17 protein-coding genes and 2 pseudogenes (1 of these 19 only partly in view) are annotated in these 21,672 nt (G+C 63.9%); 6 read left to right on the forward strand and 13 right to left on the reverse strand.

Annotated elements, in window-relative coordinates; genetic code table 11:
* Position 1: 1 nt before the first annotated feature.
* The 7 genes and pseudogenes from wecB to KMW22_RS10735 form a co-directional block, all read right to left on the reverse strand.
* The gene (gene wecB / locus KMW22_RS10705; protein WP_221090037.1) at positions 2-1,147 is read right to left on the reverse strand and encodes a non-hydrolyzing UDP-N-acetylglucosamine 2-epimerase; all 1,146 of its coding nucleotides are present in this window, start codon (positions 1,145-1,147) and stop codon (positions 2-4) included.
* Complete coding sequence (locus tag KMW22_RS10710; protein WP_221090038.1) at positions 1,144-2,241, reverse strand: polysaccharide biosynthesis C-terminal domain-containing protein; 1,098 nt, start codon at positions 2,239-2,241, stop codon at positions 1,144-1,146. The genes wecB and KMW22_RS10710 overlap by 4 nt, the downstream gene beginning before the upstream one ends.
* A complete protein-coding gene (locus tag KMW22_RS10715; protein WP_221090039.1) occupies positions 2,238-3,272 on the reverse strand; it encodes a polysaccharide biosynthesis protein in 1,035 nt (344 codons plus the stop codon). The genes KMW22_RS10710 and KMW22_RS10715 overlap by 4 nt, the downstream gene beginning before the upstream one ends.
* 4 nt (positions 3,273-3,276) lie before the next feature.
* Complete coding sequence (locus tag KMW22_RS19660; RefSeq protein ID WP_221090040.1) at positions 3,277-4,467, reverse strand: glycosyltransferase; 1,191 nt, start codon at positions 4,465-4,467, stop codon at positions 3,277-3,279.
* Positions 4,457-5,662 (reverse strand): glycosyltransferase, encoded by a 1,206-nt coding sequence (locus KMW22_RS19665; protein ID WP_221090041.1) that lies wholly within the window; start codon positions 5,660-5,662, stop codon positions 4,457-4,459. Before KMW22_RS19665 ends, KMW22_RS19660 begins: the two co-directional genes overlap by 11 nt.
* Positions 5,659-5,961, reverse strand: a complete 303-nt coding sequence (locus tag KMW22_RS10730; RefSeq protein WP_221090042.1) for a glycosyltransferase — start codon at positions 5,959-5,961, stop codon at positions 5,659-5,661. Before KMW22_RS10730 ends, KMW22_RS19665 begins: the two co-directional genes overlap by 4 nt.
* 329 nt (positions 5,962-6,290) lie before the next feature.
* Positions 6,291-7,366 (reverse strand): annotated as a pseudogene (locus KMW22_RS10735) (transposase).
* Between the two features lie 273 nt (positions 7,367-7,639).
* Here KMW22_RS10735 and KMW22_RS10740 point away from each other — a divergent pair.
* From KMW22_RS10740 to KMW22_RS10760, 5 genes and pseudogenes are all read left to right on the forward strand, one after another.
* Positions 7,640-8,613 (forward strand): annotated as a pseudogene (locus tag KMW22_RS10740) (IS630 family transposase).
* A 42-nt stretch (positions 8,614-8,655) separates the two neighbouring features.
* Positions 8,656-9,714, forward strand: a complete 1,059-nt coding sequence (locus KMW22_RS10745) for a glucose-1-phosphate thymidylyltransferase (RefSeq protein ID WP_221090043.1) — start codon at positions 8,656-8,658, stop codon at positions 9,712-9,714.
* An 88-nt stretch (positions 9,715-9,802) separates the two neighbouring features.
* The gene (locus KMW22_RS10750) at positions 9,803-10,408 is read left to right on the forward strand and encodes a DUF177 domain-containing protein (RefSeq protein WP_221090044.1); all 606 of its coding nucleotides are present in this window, start codon (positions 9,803-9,805) and stop codon (positions 10,406-10,408) included.
* Entirely contained in the window at positions 10,405-10,881 is a 477-nt protein-coding gene (gene moaC / locus KMW22_RS10755) for a cyclic pyranopterin monophosphate synthase MoaC (RefSeq protein WP_407928438.1), read from the forward strand. The genes KMW22_RS10750 and moaC overlap by 4 nt, the downstream gene beginning before the upstream one ends.
* 56 nt (positions 10,882-10,937) lie before the next feature.
* Positions 10,938-12,647: a bactofilin family protein gene (locus KMW22_RS10760; RefSeq protein ID WP_221090045.1), complete on the forward strand. Its 1,710-nt coding sequence runs from the start codon at positions 10,938-10,940 to the stop codon at positions 12,645-12,647.
* A gap of 197 nt (positions 12,648-12,844) precedes the next feature.
* On the opposite strand, the gene KMW22_RS10765 is transcribed toward KMW22_RS10760, so the two are convergent.
* Positions 12,845-13,234, reverse strand: a complete 390-nt coding sequence (locus tag KMW22_RS10765; protein WP_046843586.1) for a helix-turn-helix domain-containing protein — start codon at positions 13,232-13,234, stop codon at positions 12,845-12,847.
* Positions 13,235-13,529: 295 nt separating this feature from the next.
* Between KMW22_RS10765 and KMW22_RS10770 the strand changes: the two genes are divergently transcribed.
* Positions 13,530-13,781, forward strand: coding sequence for a hypothetical protein (locus KMW22_RS10770; protein ID WP_221090046.1), 252 nt, complete (start codon positions 13,530-13,532; stop codon positions 13,779-13,781).
* A gap of 77 nt (positions 13,782-13,858) precedes the next feature.
* Here KMW22_RS10770 and KMW22_RS10775 read toward each other — a convergent pair whose 3' ends face one another.
* The 5 genes from KMW22_RS10775 to tgt all read right to left on the reverse strand — a co-directional run.
* Positions 13,859-15,355, reverse strand: coding sequence for a carboxypeptidase M32 (locus KMW22_RS10775; RefSeq protein ID WP_221090047.1), 1,497 nt, complete (start codon positions 15,353-15,355; stop codon positions 13,859-13,861).
* 67 nt (positions 15,356-15,422) lie between these two features.
* A complete protein-coding gene (locus tag KMW22_RS10780; RefSeq protein WP_221090048.1) occupies positions 15,423-16,694 on the reverse strand; it encodes a bifunctional folylpolyglutamate synthase/dihydrofolate synthase in 1,272 nt (423 codons plus the stop codon).
* 72 nt (positions 16,695-16,766) lie between these two features.
* Positions 16,767-17,711, reverse strand: coding sequence for a manganese-dependent inorganic pyrophosphatase (locus KMW22_RS10785; RefSeq protein ID WP_221090049.1), 945 nt, complete (start codon positions 17,709-17,711; stop codon positions 16,767-16,769).
* Between the two features lie 91 nt (positions 17,712-17,802).
* A complete protein-coding gene (locus KMW22_RS10790; RefSeq protein ID WP_221090050.1) occupies positions 17,803-20,997 on the reverse strand; it encodes an S-layer homology domain-containing protein in 3,195 nt (1,064 codons plus the stop codon).
* Positions 20,998-21,279: 282 nt separating this feature from the next.
* Positions 21,280-21,672 carry the 3' portion of a tRNA guanosine(34) transglycosylase Tgt gene (gene tgt, locus KMW22_RS10795; RefSeq protein ID WP_221090051.1) on the reverse strand. It continues 780 nt past the right edge of the window, so 393 of the gene's 1,173 nt are visible here — the last part of the coding sequence; the start codon falls outside the window, past its right edge — the gene reads right to left on this strand; it ends in the stop codon at positions 21,280-21,282.

The raw sequence follows: 21,672 nt of genomic DNA on the forward strand, positions 1-21,672 counted from the left end.
GCTAGCCTAGAACTTTTCGCCACACCACCCGGTTCACGTAATCTGTGTACCCCAGGATGATGCGCAGCACCTTGTCTGACACGTTCGGCATCGAATAGTCCGCCACCGGACGCAGCGAACGCGCCTCGCCACGCGGCTGATCCTCCAGCACCCGTAGGCCCTGCATGATGCGCTCAGGCGAAAGGCCGACCATCATTACGCTGGCTTCCTCCATCGCTTCGGGGCGCTCGTGCGCCTCGCGGATGTTCAGCGCCGGAAAGTTCAGGATGCTCGACTCCTCGCTGATGGTACCGGAGTCCGACAGCACTGCACGGGCGTGGAGTTGCAGGTGGTTGTAGTCGTGGAAGCCCAGGGGCTTCAGGAGTTCTACGAGCGGATGAAACTGCGCCCCGGTCGCGTCGATACGCTTCTGGGTGCGCGGGTGGGTGGAGACAATCACCCGCTGGCCGTACCGCTCGGCCACCCGGTTCAACGACTCCACCAGCCCGGCCAGGTTGCGGTCCGAGTCGATGTTTTCCTCGCGGTGCGCACTCACCACGAAATACTCGCCTGCCGTCAGGCCTAGCCGTGCCAGTACGTTCGAGGCGTCGATCTGCGGGCGGTAATGGGTCAGTACCTCGAACATCGGGCTGCCCGTCTTGATGATGCGGTCGGGCAGCAGCCCCTCGCGCAGCAGGTACTCGCGGGCGATATCGCTGTAAGTCAGGTTGATGTCGGCGGTGTGGTCCACGATCCGGCGGTTGGTCTCCTCTGGCACCCGCTGGTCGAAGCAGCGGTTCCCGGCCTCCATGTGGAAGATCGGGATCTTGCGCCGCTTGGCCGGAATCGCTGACAGGCACGAATTGGTGTCGCCCAGGATCAGCACCGCGTCGGGCTGCTCGCGCTCCAGCACCGCGTCCACCTTGATCAGAATGTGACCGATGGTTTCGGCGGCGGTTCCCGTGGCCGCGTTCAGGAAGTGGTCGGGCTTCCGCACGCTGAGGTCGTGAAAGAAGATCTCGTTCAGCTCGTAGTCGTAGTTCTGACCGGTATGCACGATGACGTGATCGGTGTAATCGTCCAGCCGGGCCATCACCCTTGATAAGCGGATGATTTCCGGGCGGGTGCCCACCACGGTCATCACTTTCAGTTTCTTTTCGGCAATCATTGTGGCTCCACCAGTTCGGGGACCTGATCAGGGTCATTGGGGTCGAACAGCTCGTTGGTCCAGAAGAGGGTCAGCAGGGTGCCCTCGCCCACGTTGGTGATGTTGTGGGTATGCAGCGTGGGAATGTCCACGTAGGAAGGCTGCTCACCCGACACCCGGTAGGTGTGCACCTCGTGCCCAAAGATGTGCCGCAGCCGGATCTCGGCCTCTCCGCCCGAGACCAGAAAGCGCTCGACTTTGCGCGTATGAAAGTGATTGCCCCGGGTGATACCGGGGTGAGTGGTGGACATGAACGCCTGGCCACCGCTGGGACTCTTGATCGCCTCGAACAGGCTGCCGCGCGGGTCGGTGTGCAGCGTCAGCGGGACCGGGTAGTGCGCCGGGTAAAGAAAGGAGCGGTACATGTTGAACAGGTCGCGCCGAAAGGGAGCGCTGATGTCGGGGATGATGTGCCCGGCGTAGGTCTCCCGCATCTCCTGCAAGGTGGTCAGCAGGTCGCGCACGGTGAGCCTGTACCCCTCGACCCGCACAGTGCCGGTCTCTCCTTCCCGCATCAGGCGCCACAGCCGCCGCGAGACTTCCTGGGCGTGAATCTGTTCGGTCTCGCTGTCATTGGCGGTGGGTTCTTCGCCGTGCGCGAGCTGGTGGCAGAAGGTCGCCACCACCGAGTTGTAAAAGGGCTTGCCGCCCTCCCCGAACACGCCGGGCAGGATCACGTTGGTGAATCGACCCCCGCTGCGCCCGGCCCATGCCCCCAGCAATTCGGCCGACCGGCGCTTGGACTGCCCATAGGGGGTGTCGCGCTCGACGTGGGTGGACGAGGAAAAGAGAACATGCGCCCGGCTGCCCATTTCCTCGAGGGCGCTGATCAGCTGCTCGGTCAGCGCCACGTTGGTGCGGGCGACCTCTTGCTCGTCCCCCCGGTTCATCCCGGCGAGGTGAAAGACTACGTCGCAGCCACGCAACGCCCCGTTCAGGTCATCCGCGAAGTCCTCACGGCCAACCGGCACGACTTCCACGTCATCAAAGCCACGCAGGTAAGCCCGCAGGTGGGTGCCCAGCATGCCGCGTGCGCCGGTGACGGCGACCCTCACCGCGCTCTCCAGGCAGCCAGCTCCTCCCGCAGGGCGGGCAGGGTCAGCAGCAGTTCCTGCACCTGCTCAATGTTCAGGCGTTCGGTGTTATGCGAGTGGTAGTCCTCCAGAAAAATCTCCTCCTGGTTGCCCTCGGTGAAGTACTTGGCGTAGTTCAGGTCGCGCACGTCCATGCGGACCCGCAGGTACTCGCCCATGTCCTCACTCTGGGCAATCTCTCCGGCGGTCGCCAGCACCTCGAACAACTTCTCAGCGTGCCGGGTTCCGATGATGTCCACCGGCACGTCAGCCTCGAACAGGTTCACCAGCGCCTGCGCCAGATCGGCCACAGTGCAGGCCGGGGCCTTGCGCACAAAGATGTCTCCCTGCTCGGCATGCTCGAAGGCGAACAGCACCAGGTCAATGGCGCTGCGCAGCGACAGCAGAAAGCGGGTCATGTTGGGGTCGGTGACGGTGAGCGGCTTTCCGGCCTTGATCTGCTCGATGAAGAGCGGGATCACCGAGCCGCGTGAATACATCACGTTGCCGTAGCGCACACTGGAAATCGTGGTCGCGCCCTCGACCCCCACCAACCGGCGGGCAGCGGCAGTGGCGACTTTTTCCATCAGGCCCTTGCTCATGCCCATGGCGTTGACCGGTTGCACCGCCTTGTCGGTGCTGAGGCACACCAGCGAGCCCACCCCGTGCGCGATGGCCGACTCGACCACGTTGTGCGACCCGACCACGTTGGTCATGACCGCCTGCATGGGGAAGAATTCGCAACTGGGTACCTGCTTGAGAGCCGCCGCGTGAAAGGCCAGGTCAACGCCCTCCATAGCCTGATCCACTGAGGCGCGGTCGCGGATGTCCCCAATATAGAACTTCACCTTGGGGTTTTTCATTCGCACGCGCATGTGCTCCTGCTTCAGCTCGTCGCGGCTGAAGACCCGGATTTCCTTGACATCGCTGTCCTTGATCAGTTGCAGCAACTCGTTGCCGAAAGATCCAGTGCCGCCGGTAATAAGGACGGTCTTGCCGCTCAGATTTTGCATCGTGTCATGCCTCCTGCTCATCCATTGGCGCTTGAGCTGGCCGAAATAGAGCGAGATTTTCTTCCAAAGCGTGTTTGTCTCCCGCGACCCGCTCCGCATAAGCCATACACCGCGCAGCACGCTCAAGCTTCATGGGAACCGGCTCCTGTATCAAAGCGGCTACTGTGTCAGCAAAAGCCTGCCGTGCCGATAGAGGCAATACGTCACCGACGCCTGCGTTCCTGAAATCTTGCCAAGGGGTCTGATCACTCACGACCACTGGGCAGCCAGCAGCTAGCGCCTCCCAAACCACGTGCCCATAGTTCTCACCAAGAGTTGGGAATAGGAATGCGTCATAACTGCTGAAAACCTCTCTGACCCGCTCATGTTCGACGATGCCTCGGTACTCGACCCGCAATTGTTCTGGTAAATCTGCCATGGCTTCTTGACATCTTTCCCAGTAACTCTGATCCTCTAAAGAGCCATAGATATGGAAATCGAGAGGGACTTTAACCTGCTTAACGATTTCAAGCGCGTATGTAAGATTTTTCTTTGGAGAGATACGAGAGAGGAATATGACCCGGCCCCGGCCCTCTTTTACCCGCCTCTGTATCTCCTGCACAACAGGAGCAAGGTCAGTTGCGACCTGAACCGGAACTGGCCCCAATATGCGCCATATGTCTCGCTGTTCCACAATGGTTGAAGCTTGAAAGCTCGTCACATCTCTCCAAAGCCTGAATTTATGAAAGGCAGCCAGATAAGCTTGTTTCTTGCTTGCCTTGAGGGAGAGCGCGCCAACGGAGAACTCGCCTCTGGGAGCCAGTACAATTCGCACGCCAAAGGGCCTTAGTCGGTTCCAAATCAAAACCTTTATAGTTGACGGCGAAAAGAAGCTGTTAAGGTAAAGAGTAGGGATACTGTGCCTGCGCAAAAGACTCGCAAAAGCTTGGGGGCCAAACTGCTCTTGGGTAAGGTAGATTATGTCTGCTCCACCTAAAGAATAAACCTTGCCTGGAATCTTCTGGGAGTAGTGTGACCCATCCAGATCATAGTTGCGGGTGACAATTAAAAGCTTTAATTGGTTTCCCAACCGGTGGGCGAGATTGGCGATGGTGGTCACTGGACCACCTGCAAGCCTACCTGGAAGGTAGTGATCGATGATGATCAGGACCTCATAAGTCTGCGGTTTTGAATGAACGGCCGGATCAGGGAGCACGCCCACCGCTCCTGTTCCTCTGAACAACTCGGTCCAAGAATGCGCCCAACATCCTTCCGTGCGCTTGCCATGTCTTATGCTTCGACACAAACTGTTGCGCTCCCAGTCCTAGAGCCTGGGCCTCGTCATCATGCTCTGCTACGTAGCTCAGCGCACGGGCCAAGGCTTCAGGCGTCTCGTCATCCAGCAACACCAAATACCGCTCGTAGTCAGAGGGAAGACCTTCGAACCGGGTAGAGATGGTCGGCAACCCAGACGCCATGTACTCGATCAGCTTTGAAGGGAAAACATATGGACTGCTGATCCGGTCGTAACTGCGGTGGTTGATCAGCACGTGTGCCTGCTGCAAGTACGCGCGAACCACATCGCCTGATACAAATCCCAGGAACTCGATGTTTGGATTTTCCTGCGCGTGACGGACAACCAGGTCTTTCAACTGTCCTGATCCAGCAATCACGAACTTGTAATCCATATCCTTCAGGAGATTCACGGCTGCCAGCATGACGTCCACGCCGTTGTATTCCTCGAGGGCTCCCGCGAAGAAGATTAGAAATGGCCCTCCGCGCGACGTTCTCGGAGAGGGGCTTCCAATTTCAGCAACACCACCCTCGATCAGAATGTATGGAGCTCGGTTCAAAAAATCATTGGCTATCCGCTCTGAGATCACGATGACCCCATCCGACGCGTCCAGCCGTCTTTTCGCATAAACAAAGTCAAGCTGCCTGTACAAATTTTTGGACACAGTCTCTCCAGGGATGTCCATGTCATAGATGATTGGAACATAAGGGATTTTAAGCATTCTGGAAACAATTCGAGCTGGAACCGATAGGAACAGACTAAAATTGTAAGTTATTATGAAGGTGGGTCGGTGCTTAAATACGGCGACAAACCCGTGAAAAAGAAATGCCCATATGAGGGTCAGTGTCTTGAACACAGGCAAGTTGACGTACGACAGGAGACGGAGCTTGGTTCCCTCATAGGACAGGTGTCCACCGGGAACGACTAAGCCAGCCCGCACTTCGGTGACTGACCTGGGTTGAAAGCTCAGAACCTCCACGGCTGGATAGCCCGCCTGACCGAGCGCCGTCAGGAAGCCCACCTGAGCAGTGTTGCCAGCTCTGGAAAACGCCCTGGAAATATACCGGCCATCGTCAGGCACTAGGCTTCCAAAAAATAGAACCTTGTTGCCATTCACTTGACTTCTCCGTTCGACAGATAGTTGAGCAGGACGTATACATTTTCACGAGTGTGTAAAGCCTCGTACATGTTTCGGTTGGCTTCGCCCATTCGTTGAAGACGGTCTGCATCAGTCAGCATTTGCTCGAGCGCGCTGGCCAATTCAGTGACTTTTCCGTTCCGGAACATCAGGCCGTTGTGGTCATGAATTAAATCCTCCCGCAGCGCTTTAAAATTCGTAGCCACCACTACTTTGGAGTTTCGGCCAGCCTCCATGATGGCTCGACCTTGATGTGGTTTCATGATTGCAAAGACCATCAGCTAGGAAGCTGCAATGAATGCCGCAGCTTCCTCGACATTGCCGTACACCTGAACTCCAGAGACAGAGCATAGGAGATCGTCAAATAGCCGACGTTCAAGGGGATTTCTCGATATATTCTGCGGCACAAACCACGCCAGAGCATGGCGAGATCAATCTCGTTCTCACTTGTTCGATCAGCCGAAATCATGGAGCGCCCATTCTCCAGCGCGCTGACCCAACCCTCACGAACATGGGGGGCTGGTCCCCTCCTGACCTCTTGCCGTAATGAACAGCGCTCATCAGCGCCACTATAACGACTTGAGGATGTGTCGGCATGGCGTAGATCTCAGAAGCTGCACCTTACACAGCGTAGTGAATACCCGTGCTGGCCGAGGAATTCTGCGTTTTACTGAAGATCCAGAGTAGCCGCTTCAGGTACACCTGTGGCAGTACCGTCACCAGAGCCAGCACGGCACACGCCTCTAGGGTCATGCCGGTCTCTCAGTGCAGGATCGCCAGCGTCCACGCGAGGAAGACCAGGCGGACCCAACGGTCCAGTCCCACAGCAGTGCGCCCTGCGAACTGCTGTTTGCCCTCTTTAAAAAAGACTCCTCATTCCACCGCGCCTTGCCCTCAGCGATCACCTCGTCGCCCGCCATCAGCGCTGACGAGACCGCGTGAAATGTCCGGTCTCCCCGGTCGACACGACCCAGCACCAGGGTGCCATGGGGCCAGTTCTTCAACTCGACGTATCCGCCATGCGGACAGTCGGCCACCGTGGCGCCCCCAGGATGCATGGTCTGCCGGGTTGACCGGACGCCCACCACGAATTCGAAGCCCAGGTGCCACACCTCATCCAGGAAGACAGCGGCTTCGAAGCCGCTGTCGGCCAGCACGCGGATACGGAATCGCCGCCGGATGGCGTCCGGCACCGTGCGCAGCAGCTCGCGGGCCAGGGTCACCGGCGTCGTTGTTCCTTTGCCCTTATACACTCGGTCGCCCACCGGGAACTTCACCGCGCCGTACTGGGCAAAGCGCACGATGAGGTGGATGCCGTGGACGTTGTTGTAGACGCGCACAAAGGGCAGCGTGCTGCCCTTCTTTTCGATGCTGGTCAGGTTGACGTTCAGCCGGAGGCGGGGACGATGTTTTCGTCTGGCGGCCAGGTGCAGTGCATCCCACTGGGCACGGTGCAGGATGGTCCAGCCCTGGGCCGTATCCCAGGGGTATTCGTTCAGGAGCCGACTCAGCTCACTCTTACTGACCAGTTCAGCTCGGTAGAGTGCGGTTTTTGTCGCGGTGTCCAAGACCATGAACAGCGCAGCCCGCAGGCTGCGCTGTTGGTTAGGACGTGGTGAAGATGGCCAGGAACTCGTCTGCCAGCATGCGGACGCGCTCCCCCAGAATTTGAGACTTCGACACGCCCAGATTCTCTCGGCTGGGAGCGCTCTTCCGTCGTTATGCAGGTGCAACTCCTGAGTACTCCGCTCGTGGCTACGTCATAGGGGTCTTTCACACCGCTGATTGCCGCTCTACTTGGCCTTCTTTCAAGCCATACATAACGTCTACCTTCGCGGGTTTTCACTGTTGGAGCCGATGTCGAGCCTACTTCTGACCTCAGTTCCCCGAAACCCAGGATGAGCCAGCATTATTGATTCATGCGTTGGAGGGTAACGAGAGGGGTAGGCTGATGGCATGCCGCCGGCCTGGCAACCCACCCGGTGGACCCGTGAGCAGATGGAAGAACGGCGACTGTTCGCTGAACCATATCTCCGCGCAGGGACGTTGAGCTCCACCCAGATCGCCGAACGGTGCGGCGTCAGTAGCAGTGCTGTACGACCATGGCATCAACGCCTGCGCACGCATGGCTCTCTCGAAGCCACAATCGCGCCAGGTCGCACGCCACGACTGACGGACGCGCAGGTCGCCCAGATCATGACGCGCCTCAGCGCGGAGCCGGGCCCCGCGCACGCCCCAAATGCCCGCTGGACGTGCCCGAAGGTGCGCGAGTTGATCGGCCTGACCTACGATGTGTGGTACGACGTCGATCACCTCAGTCGACTCTTACGGCAGTGGGGGTTCACACCACAGAGACCGATGAGACGGGCACGAGAACAGGATCAGGACGCGCTCGTCACTTAGATGGAGACCATGGTGCCCGAGTTGGAAAAAAAGGTCGAGGCCGGAGAGACATTCGTCTTCATTGATGAGGTGGGCTTCAGCTTGAAGCCCACCGTGACCCGCACCTGGGCCCCCTGTGGGCAGACACCCGTGTTAGTGTCCACACACTGCTGGGACAGAGTGTCGACCATTGGGGCGATCGCCACAACGGGGCAGTTTCTGCAACACACGCACCCAGCGTCGATCAAGGGCGCGCACGTCCTGGCGTTTCTGACCCATCTGTTGCGGCACGTGTCTGGATCGATGACGGTGCTCCTCGATAACGCCCGCATTCATAAGACGAACCTCGGTTGGCGGTGGTGTACTTCCCGCTCTACGCACCTGAACTCAATCCCATTGAGCCGGTGTGGGCCTATGTGAAGCAGCATGTCCTGGCGAACTTCTGTCCGTCAGATCTTCAGATGTTGAAGGCCCGATTGCCAGTGGCGTGGCGGAAAGTGCGTGCGGCGGAGCTTCCACGGCGCCTCCTGCATGAATCTCAGTCGTGACTCACTTACGCAGGAATCAATAAATACCTTAGCCTGTCCTCAATGAAAGCCATCATCCCCGCTGCAGGCCTGGGCACCCGCTTGCGTCCCCTCACCTACACCCGCCCTAAGCCCGTGCTGCGCGTGGCCGGCTATCCCATCATCTGCCACGCCATCGGCACGCTGCGGCAGGCGGGCATCACCGAAATCGGCATCGTGGTGTCAGACATCACGCGCGATGAGATTCAGCATGCGGTGGAAGACCTTCAGGGCGTTCAGCTGACCCTGATCAACCAGCACGAGCAACTGGGGCTGGGCCACGCGGTGCTCACCGCCCGCGAGTGGGTGGGACAGGACGACTTCTGCGTGTACCTGGGGGACAACCTCTTTGAATTTGGGGCTCAGCCCTTTGTTGAGCGCTTTCAGCAGACGCGGCCCACGGCCCTAATTGCCCTGGTGGAAGTGGAGAATCCCACCGCCTTCGGGGTGGCGGAGTTGCAGGGGCAGCAGATCACCCGCCTGGTCGAAAAACCGGCCGTGCCCCCCAGCAACCTCGCGGTGGCCGGCCTGTACTGCTTCACGCCGGAACTGTTCGAGGTCCTGGAAGGCATGCCGCCCTCGGCGCGGGGGGAGTACGAGATCACCGACGGCATTCAGGGCCTCATTGAGCGCGGGCGCACAGTGACCGGGCAACCGGTGCAAGGCTGGTGGAAAGACACGGGGCGTCCCGCTGACCTGCTGGACGCTAACCGCCTGCTGCTGGAGCGCATTGAGGCCAACATCCAGGGCGTGACAGAAGACGCGCAACTGACCGGTCATGTGGTGGTGCCGGCCAGCGCCCGGGTCACACGCAGCAAGATCGTGGGGCCCGTGCTGCTGGGCGAGGATGTGGTGATTGAAGACGCCTACATCGGCCCCTTTACCAGCATCGGCAAGGGCAGCGTGGTGCGCGGCGCCGAGGTGGAGCACAGCGTGGTGGACGAAGGCGCCGTCATTGAGCACGTCTCCACCCGCCTGCAGGACTGCCTGATCGGCGTGCGGGCCCAGGTGCGCGGCGGCCGTACCCTGCCACGCACCCACAAGCTCACGATCAGCGACGCCAGCGTGGTGGAACTAGTGTGACACCTGCATACGGCTGCCCCCTTCACCCCTGCGCCACTTCGTTCACAGGCTCAGGGTTCTGTCAGCCGCCTCGGCCTATCATGAGGGCATGACCGATTCACCTCGAATTCACCTGGGGGCCCTGCTGCGTTCCTCGTCGGACGACGCCCGCGCGCAGGGCACCCTTGATCACCTCCACTACGAGCAGGGCGGCACGCAGCAGACGCTGCGCTTCGCCGAGCCTGCGCCGTTCGAGGTGAGTGTCAACGCCCTGGGCGGCCACGAGATGTATCTCCAGGGATCCTTTGAGCCGGTGCTGATCATGGAGTGTGCCCGCTGCCTGCGCGACGTGCAGGTGCCGCTGGAGTTGCGCCTGGGCACCCTGATGCGCCACGAGCCCTCCGTGAACACGCCCTTTCTGGAAGAGGCCGAATCCGGCGAGGAGGTGCTGGTGTTCGGCGCCCCGGAACTGGACCTGAGCGCGTACCTCGCCGAGTCGGCGCTGCTGGCTGCCCCGCTGAGCGTGCTGCACGACGAGGCCTGCAAGGGCCTGTGCCAGGTCTGCGGGCACGACCTGAACGAAGGGCCCTGCGAGCACAGCGCCCAGGTCCCCGTTGAAGCCATTGACGATGAACTGGGCACCCCCGAAGGCTCACTGCACGCCCGTCAAAACCCCTTTGCCGCCCTGGCCGACCTGAAGGTGCCCGAGGAGTGAGTGAGCTCACCCACTTCCGGGACGGGCAACCCCACATGGTGGACGTGACGGACAAGGCGCCCTCCACCCGGGAAGCCACCGCCGAGGCCTGGGTGCGCCTGCCGCTCGAGGCCCGCGCGGCCCTGGAGGCCGGGACCAACCCCAAGGGCGACCCCCTGGTGGTGGCCCGGCTGGCTGGCCTCGCCGGCAGCAAGCGCACGGCCGATCTGGTGCTGCTGTGCCACCCCATTCCGGTCACCGGCGCCGAAGTGCAGGTCACCCTGGAACCCGAGGGCGTGCGGCTGTGGGCCCGGGTGCGGACCACGGCGCCCACCGGCGTGGAGATGGAAGCCCTGACCGCCGTCACGGTGGCCGCCCTGAACGTCTACGACATGCTGAAGGCAGCCAGCAAGGCTATTGAGATCACCGGGGTGCGCTTGCTGAGCAAAACCGGCGGCAAAAGTGGTCCGTATCAGGCCCCCCCTGTTTCGTAGCTTCAGGACGCGGCGGGGCGGGAACGGATGGGGCGTTGGCCCCGTAGAGGAAACGTATGGGCGTGGAGACTCACAATTCTGCGGGCGAGCCGGACTGGCTGCTGCTGCTGCACCGCGAAGCCGACGGTGAGTTGACCCCGGACGAGGCGGCCCGGCTGGCGGCGCTGCTGGACCAGCCGGACGTGGTTCGGCAACGCGCCCAGCTGCAACAGGTCGCCGCGTTGGTGGCCGGGCGCCCCCAGCTGCCCCGCAGCGTGGCCACAGAGGTCGCGCAGGACATTGCCCTGCAGGCCTACCTGAAAGTTGCCGTTCCCGTGCCCCCCGTATCGGTGGCGGCGCAGGTGGCAGCGGAGGTCCGGCTGGCGGGGCAATTGAGCCGTCCGGCCCTGCCCCACAGCGTGGCCGCGCACGTGGCCCAGGACATTACCCTGGGGGCCACGTTGGACGGCACCCGTCCCCGGCTCCCGCACAGTGTGGCGGCCGCTGTCGCCGCTGAGGTGGCGCTGGGGCAGCAGGTGCAGGGAACTGTGCCGCCGCCCGTGCCCAGCGTGGCAGCCCCCGTTGCGGCCGAGGTGGCCTGGCAGGCCAGATTGGCCCAACCGGCCCCGCCGGTGCCCAGAAAGAGTGTGGCGGCCCAGGTGGCCGCGCGGGTGGCCCAGGAAACGGCGCCGCTCCCGGTCGCGCCCCCCGTGTCCCCTCCTCTTCCCGTGGCAGCGGTGCTGATAGGCAGGCGGCGCAACCCGGCGCCCCTCTTTCTGGTGGTGTCGCTGCTCGCGGCCCTGATGGCGCTGGCGATCTCCAGTGCGTGGCCCAATCTGGCGGCGGGCGCGCTGGTGTTCCAGACCCTGTTGGCCCAGGTCTCGCCCGTGGCGGGTGCCGGGCTGGCCCTGCTGCTCCTGACCAGCCTGCTGGTGACGTGGCGCCCTGGACCGGCCGCGCAGCGTCTGGGCGGCGCTGCCTTTGCCCTGAGCGCGGTGCTCACCCTGCCTGCCCTGTACGAGGTCACCACGCGGGGCACCGTCACCTTTGGGCAGGATGTGGTCGTCAGCGGCCCGGTGAACGGCAACGTGATCGCGGTGGGCGGCAGCGTGCAGCTGCAGGACTCGGCGCAGGTGAAGGGCGAGGTGGTGGCCCTGCTGGGCGACGTGCGCCGCGCCCCCGGGGCCGAGGTTCAGGGCCGCGTGAACGCCCTGATGGGCCGCGCCCCCGGCGACACGGCCGCGCTGCAGACCCCGGTGCCGTCCGGCCTGAGCGCCATGACGGCCTCGGCCTTTCGCCCGGTGCTGGGCTGGCTGGGCGCCGCTGCGTGGCCGCAGGTGTTCGTGACCCTGACGGCAGGCGCGCTGCTGCTGCTCTTTGTGTCGGGGCTGGCGCCGTTGCTGGCCCGGCGCCAGCGCCACGCCCCCATGCGCACCCTGGCCCTGGGCGTGCTGGCCCTGGCCGCGCTGCTGGGCCCGGCTGGCGGACTGGCCCTGGTGGGCCTGCTGGGCCCGGCCCTCATTGCCGCTGCCCTGGCCGCGCTGCTGATCGCTGTGGGCCTGAGCGTCAGCGCCTATGACGCTGGGCGCACGCTGGCCTACCGGGCGCGCCTGCCCCTGCCCGATATGGTGGGCGCCATGATGGGCCTGAGCGCCGTGGCCGCCAGCCTGAGCCTGCCGCCCCTGGCGTTTGCGGTGGCCCTGATCGGCGGCACCTGGGGCGCCGGCACACTGCTGCTCACCCGCACCGATCCGGCGCCAGCCAGCGTGCCAGCCACAGCCGCCTGATTCGAGGGGCGGCAGAACAGCCCTTTCAAAGGGCCTCTGTCCCCCACTCTGCACCTGAACTGGATTTCACTGGGCCACTCTATCTTCGGAGGCCGAAAGCTGAACCCGGGGAGAACAGCACGCCTCTTACCAACACGCAGTTGGCCCCTGACGTAAAACCGATCAGGGGCCAACTGGATTGGGGCTGAGCGCGCGGCTCAGTTCAGGATGCGTTTCAGGTGCAGGTAGATCTCGTACCAGTCCTGCTTGTCGCGCGGGCGCTTGCCACGCAGTTCAATGCGGGACAGCGTGCGGACCCAGTCGGGCGTGATCTGTGGTCCCAGGGTGGGGTCTGCGACCAGATCAGCGAGGCCCTTGGGCAGGGCGCCTTCGGTGGACGCGCCGTAGAACTCGACGCCTTCGAGCAGGTCGTGCACCGTGATGGCGTACGCCCCTGCCAGGGTCTGAAGGGTCTCCAGGCTGGGGTTGGTGCGGCCGCGCTCCAGATCGCTGAGATACGGAACGCTGATACCGGCCGTCTCGGCGACGTCCTTGAGCCGCAGCCCGCGTTCGCTGCGCAGTTCGCGGAGTCGTTCGTGCAGTTTCATTCTTCACCTCCTTGGCTGCGGCGTGGCCTCACGCCGGGCGTCTTGTGATGCCCCGGGGCGCGTGCCGCCTGGGGCTACCGTCGTCGCCCAGATCAGGTTTGCCTGTGGGCAGAATAGGGCAGCCTTGGTTGGAGTGTAACACCGCCTTCCGGTACGGTCAATACAGAATGAGGGTTAACCCTTCTTGCCCTTCACGATCTCCCCTGCTACCATGAGTCGCAGAAGGCCCCACGCCAACCCCCGCGATTTGCCCCCTCTCGACCTCGCCGCCCACCGGGCGGGAAGGAGTACCTTCATGCGCGCTCTGGACACCATTGCCGAAAGCATCCGCGTCGGCTACGCCCACCCCACCACCCTGCTGAATACGTTCATTGAGGTCGAGAACGAGGGCGGCCTGGGCGCCGTGCGCCGCATAGAGCGGCAGTTGCAGTTGGGGGTAAGCGCCCTGCGCGAGCGCCAGCACCCCGGCAGCGATCTCGCCCAGACGTGGCTGAATTCGGCCCGCGCGTACCTGATCACCCGCGCCGAGCGCCGTCAGGCGGTGTAAGGGCCACACAACAAACCACAGCAGAACAGCCGCACCCGGAAGACCCAGGGGGCGGCTGTTCTGCTGCAGGCGGACCGTTAAGCGCCAGCGGTCTCCTTCAGGCCGTAAATGGCTTCGTACTTGCGGTGCAGGTAGGCCACGTAGGCGTCGGCGCTCAGGGGCTGCCCGGTGGCCTGCAAGATCAGTTCGTTTGGTGTGAGGCTGCGGCCGTGCTGGTGCACATGCTCGACCAGCCAGGCCAGCAGGGGGCCATATTCGGCGCGGTCTACGCCAGCAGCCACCTCGGGGGTACGGCGCGCAGCGTCCAGCAGCTGCACGCTCAGCAGGTTGCCCAGCGTGTAGGTGGGGAAGTAGCCGATCAGCCCGGCGGACCAGTGGATGTCCTGCAGCACGCCCCGCGCGTCGTCTGGCGGCGTCAGGCCCAGGTCGGCCTGCATGCGGGCGTTCCAGGCTTCGGGCAGGTCGCGCACCGCCAGCGTGCCGTCCAGCAGCGCCAGTTCCAGTTCAAAGCGCAGCATGATGTGGAAGTTATAGGTCACCTCGTCGGCTTCCACCCGGATCAGGCTGGGCTGCACGCGGTTGACGGCGCGGTAAAGGGCTTCCGGGTCCAGACCCGCCGTGACCTCGGGGGCTGCGGTCTGCAGGGCCGGGAAGTAACGCTGCCAGAACGGCAGGCTACGCCCCAGCAGGTTCTCGAACATGCGCGACTGGCTTTCGTGTACACCTAGGCTGGCGCCCGAGGACACGGGCGTGCGCGCCCAGCGCGCCGAGACCCCCCGCTCGTACATGGCGTGCCCTGCCTCGTGCCACGTGCCAAAGCAGCAGGCGGGCCAGTACGGCTCAATCCGGGTGGTAATGCGGATGTCGCTGCGGCTGAAATTCGACTGAAAGGGGTGGGCGCTTTCGTCCTGGCGGGCAAAGTCACTCCGCAGCCCAAAGGCCTCGCCAGCGACCTGCCACGCAAAGGCCTTCTGTGCCTCGGCCGGAAAGGAGCGGGTGAGGACGCTGTAGTCGGCCGCGTCACCTGCCTGCCGCAGCCGGGTCAGCAGGGGCAGGGTGCGGGCGCGCAGATCGGCAAAGATGGTGCGCACCTGCGCGGCGCGCATGCCGGGCTCGTAGTCGTCGAGCAGGGCGTCGTAGGGGTGATCCTCAAAACCCATCAGGTCAGCCTGGCGCCGGGCGAGCTCGATCATGCGCTCCAGGTGGGGGGCAAACAGAGCAAAGTCACTCTTGGCGCGCGCGTCCAGCCACGCGTGGTGGGCCTCGTTCTGGGCACGGGTCTGCTCCTCGACGAAAGCGGTGGGCAGTTTGGTCGCCTTGTCGTAGTCCCGCTGGGCCACGCGCACCACGGCCGCCTGGGTCTCCCCTTCCGGCTGCGCGGCCTGCAGCAGCTCGCCAGTGGCAGGAGCGGTGAAGAGGTCGTGGCCCAGGGCGGCCAGGGTGGCGAGTTGCTGCCCCCGGCCGGGCGCGGCTTCGGGCGGCATAGAAACCTCTTGCTCCCAGGACAGCAGGCGGGCAGCGGCTTCCAGATCACTGACCTGCCCCAGACGGCGCATCAGATCATTCATGGTCATGGCCTTCAGCCTACCGCCGCGCCCGGGCGGCTGCGCCATGTGGCTTACTGGCGGGCCCCCTTACCTGCTATTGCCAGCGTTCGCGCGCTTCGCCCACCTCGCCCAGCAGCAGGGGCCGCACCTCGCCCAGGAGATAGAGACTGCCGCAGACCAGTGCGGGGTCGGCGTTCAGGGCGGCCAGGGCCTGCAGGGCGGCCGCCGGTGAAGAGGTGACCGTGTGGGGCACCCCAGGAAATAGCGCCGCCAGACCAGCGGGGTCCGCCGCCCGGGGGCTTAGCGCGGCCCGCGTGAGGATGACGTGACTGGCCAGGGGCGCTAGCGCCGCCGCCACGCCCGCCAGATCCTTGTCCTCCGAGGCGCCGAAGACCAGGGGGAGGTGATTCATGCCCAGTGCCTGCACCGCCTGCACCACGGCGCGGGCGCCGTCTGGGTTGTGGGCCCCGTCCAGCAGTACCCGCCGCCCCTGCCAGGGCACCACCTCCAGCCGTCCGGGCCAGCGGGTAGTGGCCGCCCCATGCGCGATGGCCTGGGGGCTTAGACCCAGACGCTGGGCAGCCAGGGCGGCCAGCGCCGCATTGCGGGCGCCGTGGTCGCCCAGCAGCGGGGTCTGGAACGTGACCTCGCCGGCCGGGCTGTGCAGCCGCATCTGGGAGCCCGCCCACCCCTGCGCGGTCACCTGAGCCTGGGCTTCGGCGTCCAGGGCCCACAGGTCTGCCCCCGTGGCGCGCAGCAGGGGCAACAGGTCGGCGCTCACGCCCGTCACGGCCGGGCGCCCAGGCCGCAGGATGCCCGCCTTCTCGGCAGCAATGGCCTGAGGGGTGTCACCCAGGATGGCCGTATGGTCCAGCCCCACGGTGGTAATCACGCTGAGGGCCGGCTCCAGGGCGTTGGTGGCGTCCAGTCGCCCCCCCAGACCCACCTCCATCACCGCCACTTGCACGCCAGCTTCGGCGAACAACAGAACGCCCAGGGCAGTCACGATCTCGAAGAAACTGGCGCCTTCGGCCTCGGCCGCGGGGCGCACGCGGGCCAGCGCAGCGGCCACCTGCGCTTCGGGGAGTTCCTGACCCGCCACCACAAAGCGCTCCGTAAAGCGCGTGAGATGCGGGCTGGTAAAGAGCCCGGCGCGAAGGCCCCCCGCCCCCAGCATGGCCGCCAGAGCCGAAGCCACCGAGCCCTTGCCGTTGGTCCCACCGACCAGCACCGTCTGAAAGGCCGTCTGCGGCTCACCCAGTCGGCCCAGCAGGGCCTGCACCCGCCTCAGGCCCGGGTGAATGCCAAAGCGCTGCTGGGCGAACAGCCAGTCGAGTTCCTGAGGCCATGTCGTGTGAGACGCCATGGCCTCAGCATAGAAGGGCAAGAGCAAAGGGAGGGGCCAGGCGTGGCCGCCTCCCTGTCCGGTCTGATCGCCTTAGCCCTGGGGGCTAAAGTACGTTTCCAGTGCCGGCACGATCTGCTTTTTACGGCTGATGCGCGCGCCCAGATCGGCCACGTGGCCGTGGGCCTCCACCCCAAAGGCCTCCCGCAGCACCTTCTCCTCGGTGGCGCTGAGGACCAGGGTGCGGTTGGTCTCGTTGAGAATGTCCACCACGCTCAGCAGCACGCCATTCAGGCTGTCCTCGGCCTTCAACCGGTCCATCGCCTCCAGCAATTCGCTCTGACGCCCGAAGACGTAGCCTGGGTTCGTGGTTTCGATCACGCCCAGCCCCCACTGCTGCGGGGCAGTGGCTTCACCAAACGGAAACACCTTGTAATCCATACGCAGCAGCGTTTCGGCCGGGGTGTCGCCCAGATCGCTCTTGGCCGCGAACATGGCCAGCGCGTAGGCCTCCACATCACCGATGCCGGCCACCGAGGCCAGGAACGCCACGGCGTCACGGTCCTCGGCTGTGGTGGTGGGGCTGCGGAAGTGCAGGGTGTCACTGAGGACGGCGCTGAGCATCAGCCGGGCGTCCAGCGGCTCCACGCTCAGGCCCGCCTCCCGGAACAGCTTGAGCAGCAGGGTGCCAGTCGAGCCCACCGGCTCGAAGCGCAGGTAGGCGGGCTGGGTGGTGGTCAGGTCGCCCAGCTTGTGGTGGTCCACCACGCGGGTCACGGTGAGGTCGTGCAGGTTGGGCAGCGACTGCGCGCTTTCGTTGTGGTCCACCAGAGCCACCGGGCTGCCGGCAGGCAAGGTCTCCAGCAGGGGCGGCGCCGCTATGCCTGCCTCACGGAGCACAAACGCGGTTTCAAAATTGAGTTCTCCCAGACGGTAGGCCTGGGCCTCCACGCCCTGACGGCTCAAGAGGCGCGCGTAAACCAGCGCGGCAGTAATGGCATCGGTATCGGGGTTCTGGTGGCCGAACACAGCAAGCATGGGGGGAGTCTAGCGGGTCTGGTCAGGCAGAGCGGCCAGCCATCAACACAAGAAACCCCCGCACAGGGCGGGGGCTTCAGGAAGAGGAGGTTTAGAAGGTGACCTTGTAGCTGATCTTGAAGACCTGACCACGCGCGTCTGCCGCGCCGGCCACTGCTGCGCCGTTCGCTTCACGCAGGCGCAGGTTGCTCACGCCGTAGCCGAAGGACAGATCGTAGTAGTTGCCTTCCACGTAGACCAGGTTCTGGGTGACCGTACGGTTGAGGTTGTACTGGTCAATGGTCGCACCAGCCGTACCAGCCGCAGCACTGCCGTCGCTGTTCAGCGCACCCACGTACGGACGGTAAGCCCGGTTGGTGCCCTGGTAGCCCGCGTAGTACACAGCCAGCTTGGTGTTGGGCAGCAGGAACTCGTTCAGGCGCACGCCCACGCGGTAGGTCACGTCGCTGGCCGTGAAGTCAGGCGCCGTGGTCACGCCCGTAGTGCCGTTCGTACCGAAGTCGTAGCTGCGGTTGTAGAACTTCGCGTACGCCTCGAAGCTGGGGCGGAACACGGTGTTCAGCGTATCGGTCTTGATATCGACCGTGCCGTTAAAGCTGGTCTGGTTCGACAGCGTCGAGCCAGCAGCGTTGCGCTCGCTGTCCGCGTAGGTGCTGGTTTCAAAACCCGCGCCCACGTTGATGTTCGCCACGCCAAGCTTGGCGTTGTAAGCGGCGCTGCCGTACACCACGTTGTTGGTGTAGCCGTTGGTCGCGCTGCGGTAACGGGCCTTGTAACCCAGGGTCAGGTCAAGGTTCTTGACCAGCGCGTCAGCGGCCTTGCCGTCGTGCTTGGCTTCTACGCCGAACTCGCTGTAGCAGATGGTGCTCGTCGCCGTGCCGCAGGTGCCCGTGTCCAGCTCGTTGGTGGCAAGACCAAACTCGTTGCTGTTGTAAGACGTGCTCTTAGCAAACAGGCCACCGTCGTCATTGATGCGCTGACCACTGGTGTTGCCGACGTTGCGGAAAAAAGCACCAACGCTGAAACCAAGACCTGGGGTTACGTCGCCACGCACAGCGTAACGGGTGGCGCCACCCGAGGGGGACAGGTACTCGTAGTAGCCACCACGTACGGTCACCAGGTTGAGCAGGCTGACCTTGGCGGCGATGCCACGGTCAACGATCGCGCTGGGTTCACGGGCCGTATCGAGGGGGCTACGCCCGTAGGCAACGCTGTTGTCCAAGTAACCGCCCACAGACACCGCGCCGAAGGTGGCCTTGGCCTTCACACCGAAGCCAGTGCGCCCTGCGCCGTAAGGAGCCGTGCTGTTGGTGCCGGTGGGATCGGCTTCCATGATGCCCGCCGTGGCGTTGTAACCCGGGCTCACGGTACGGTAGTTGATGGTGTAGAACTTCACGGGGCCCAGATCGCCAGCTGCCTTGGCATAGAAGGCGTTCTGAACCGTCGTGCCAGTCGTCACAGTGGGAGCAGCGCCCGCCGTAGCGCTCGCGGTGTAGGTGGTTCCGTAGACGCGGCTGGTCGCGTATTCGCTGTCCAGCTGCCAGCCACCGACCGTTCCGTGCAGATCTGCACCGAACGCGGTGACATCATTGACAACAGTGTTGGTGACACCAGGCACTGCAGCTGCCGTTGTGGTGGCGGCAGAACCCGTAGCAAGAGCACGACCTGCCGTGTCTGCAGCGCCCGTGTAATCATCGCCACGGCCTTCCTGCAGCACATGAATGCCAGCCTTCAGCGTGCCAACGGGAGTAATGGTGGCCCGCACGCCACGGTAGTACAGGCTGTCGCCGTTGGCGCCGCCACGGCTGCCATACACACCCGTAATGGTGGGCTTGAAGGCCCCGATGACGGGCAGGGTGCTGCCATCCACGTTCACGATGTAGCCGTCGCCACGGCCCACGGCGTCGTTGTCACCGATGTAGTCCGCGAACTTGAACTTCAGGCTCTTGCCGAACGTCACAGTGATGGGCGCGTTGCCCACGGTGAAGCTCGCAGTTGCGTTGTTGAAGTAGAAGAACAGGGGGCGGTAGGTGGTGCCGTCCTGCACGACATCCGGGTAGCGGCTATCAGCCGTAGGCAGACCCGCACGAACGCCGAAGCTGACATCTACCTTGTTGACGTTCAGGCCGCCAGGCCCAGGAACGAAGGCACCGCTCACGGCGCTCTTGGTGGTGTCGAGACGACCAGTAGCAGTCCCGAAGGTAATGCCGAAGCTAATGGTGGTGCTGCCCTCTACACGCACAGGGCCGCCAGCCGTGGAGAAGCCGTAGAAGTTAGCCGCAGCGGTGTTCTGCTGGGTCACGTCATTCAGATTCAAGGGGGTTGCCGGCGTCGTCACGGGAGGCACAACAGTACCGTTACCCACCAGAACGCGGCCGCCCGTGAGGTCGGCGTAGTCCACAGCTGTGTCCAGCGTGGTGGCATTGCCGTCCGTGCCCGTGGAGAACACAGTGCCAGGGATCAGACGGTCGAAGTCCATGTCGCGCGTGGCGCGGGCCACGTAGTACGTGGCGCTGAGCGTGGGCTGGATGCTGAAGGCGAAGCGCTCCAGCTGGGTCACGCGGTTGTCGATGCTGTTGACGCGGGTTTCCACGACGCCCACGCGGCCAGCGAGGTTGTCGAAGTCGGCGCGGGCCACCAGATCGGCCTGGGCAGCTTCCACGGCGCTGACGCGGTCCTGCAGGTTCAGGATGTCCTGGTTCAGCAGCACGGTCAGGTCGTTCAGGGCGGCGATGGAGCTGGCGTTGTCGTCGACGTCGGCACGCAGGGTGTCGTACTCGTCGGCGCGGGCGCTCAGCTCTTCAATCTGGGCGGTGATGCCAGCCAGGGCTTCGGCATCGCCGTTGGCAGCAGCGATCATCTCGACGCGCTCTTCCAGGCGGGCGAAGTCGTCGCGGCTGACCATGTTCTCTTCCAGGTCGCTGACGCGCACGCCCAGGGCGGCCAGATCGGCGGCGAGTTCCTGAATGGCGTTCTGCAGCGCCGTCAGGGTCTCGGGGTCGATGCTGCCGGGCTGCACTTGGCCCTGGCGCATCTGGTCCAGCAGGCGGGCGATAATGACGGCCGCTTCGTAGCGGGTCAGGTTCTGCGTGCCACGGAAGGTGCCGTCGGGGTAGCCCAGGATGATTCCGGTGCTGACCAGACGGTCGATGGCGTCCTTGGCCCAGTGACCGGCGGGCACGTCGGTCAGTGCGGGCACCTGGGGCGCGCTCGCGGGCGCAGTGGTCTGCGCGGCGGCAACGCCGAAGGACAGCGCAGCGGTGAGAACGAGCAGGCTTTTCTTCATATGAACCCCCAAAAGGTCGTCGCGCGTCGGAGCACCTTCTCGCAGCTCTGAAGTAGACGCAGGGGCGAGTTGCCGGGTTTCCTCTCCCAGGTGTAGTTCGCCGCTTCCTGTGTTCCTTCGCGCAACCTGGCATTCTTCGCCTGTCGGTTCAGAAATGCCAGATCAGGCGGATGATACAAGCATGAAAGAGACCCGGTCAACCCTGAGAGCCCCATAAAACCGTCATTTTACGCGCTTTGACCTATTTCTGATCAAGTGATGAAGGCGTATAGGGCGCTCTTTTTAGACTTGTGCCGGACGTTCAGGCAGTTGGCCGCCTGTCGCCAGGGCCTCGGCAAACCAGGCAGGCACTTTCCCCTTGAAGTAGCGCTCGGCCCAGGTCGTGGCCCAGCTGCCAAATGTGCCGGTCTCAATGGCACTCCGCGCCCGCTCGACCAGACGGTGGAGGTAACGCAGGTTGTGCAGCGAGAGCATGCGGGGCCCCAGCATCTCCTCGGCCTTAACCAGATGGGCGAGGTAGGCACGGGTGTGGTTCTGGCAGGCGTAGCAGTCGCACTCGGGGTCCAGCGGGACCAGCTGCCGACGCGGCGCACTGGCATTCAGGTTCAGACGGCCATCATCAGTCAAGGCGTAGCCAAAGCGGCCCGTGCGTGTGGGATACACGCAGTCAAACAT

It is taken from the genome of Deinococcus aquaedulcis (assembly GCF_019693445.1).
GTDB lineage: Bacteria > Deinococcota > Deinococci > Deinococcales > Deinococcaceae > Deinococcus > Deinococcus aquaedulcis.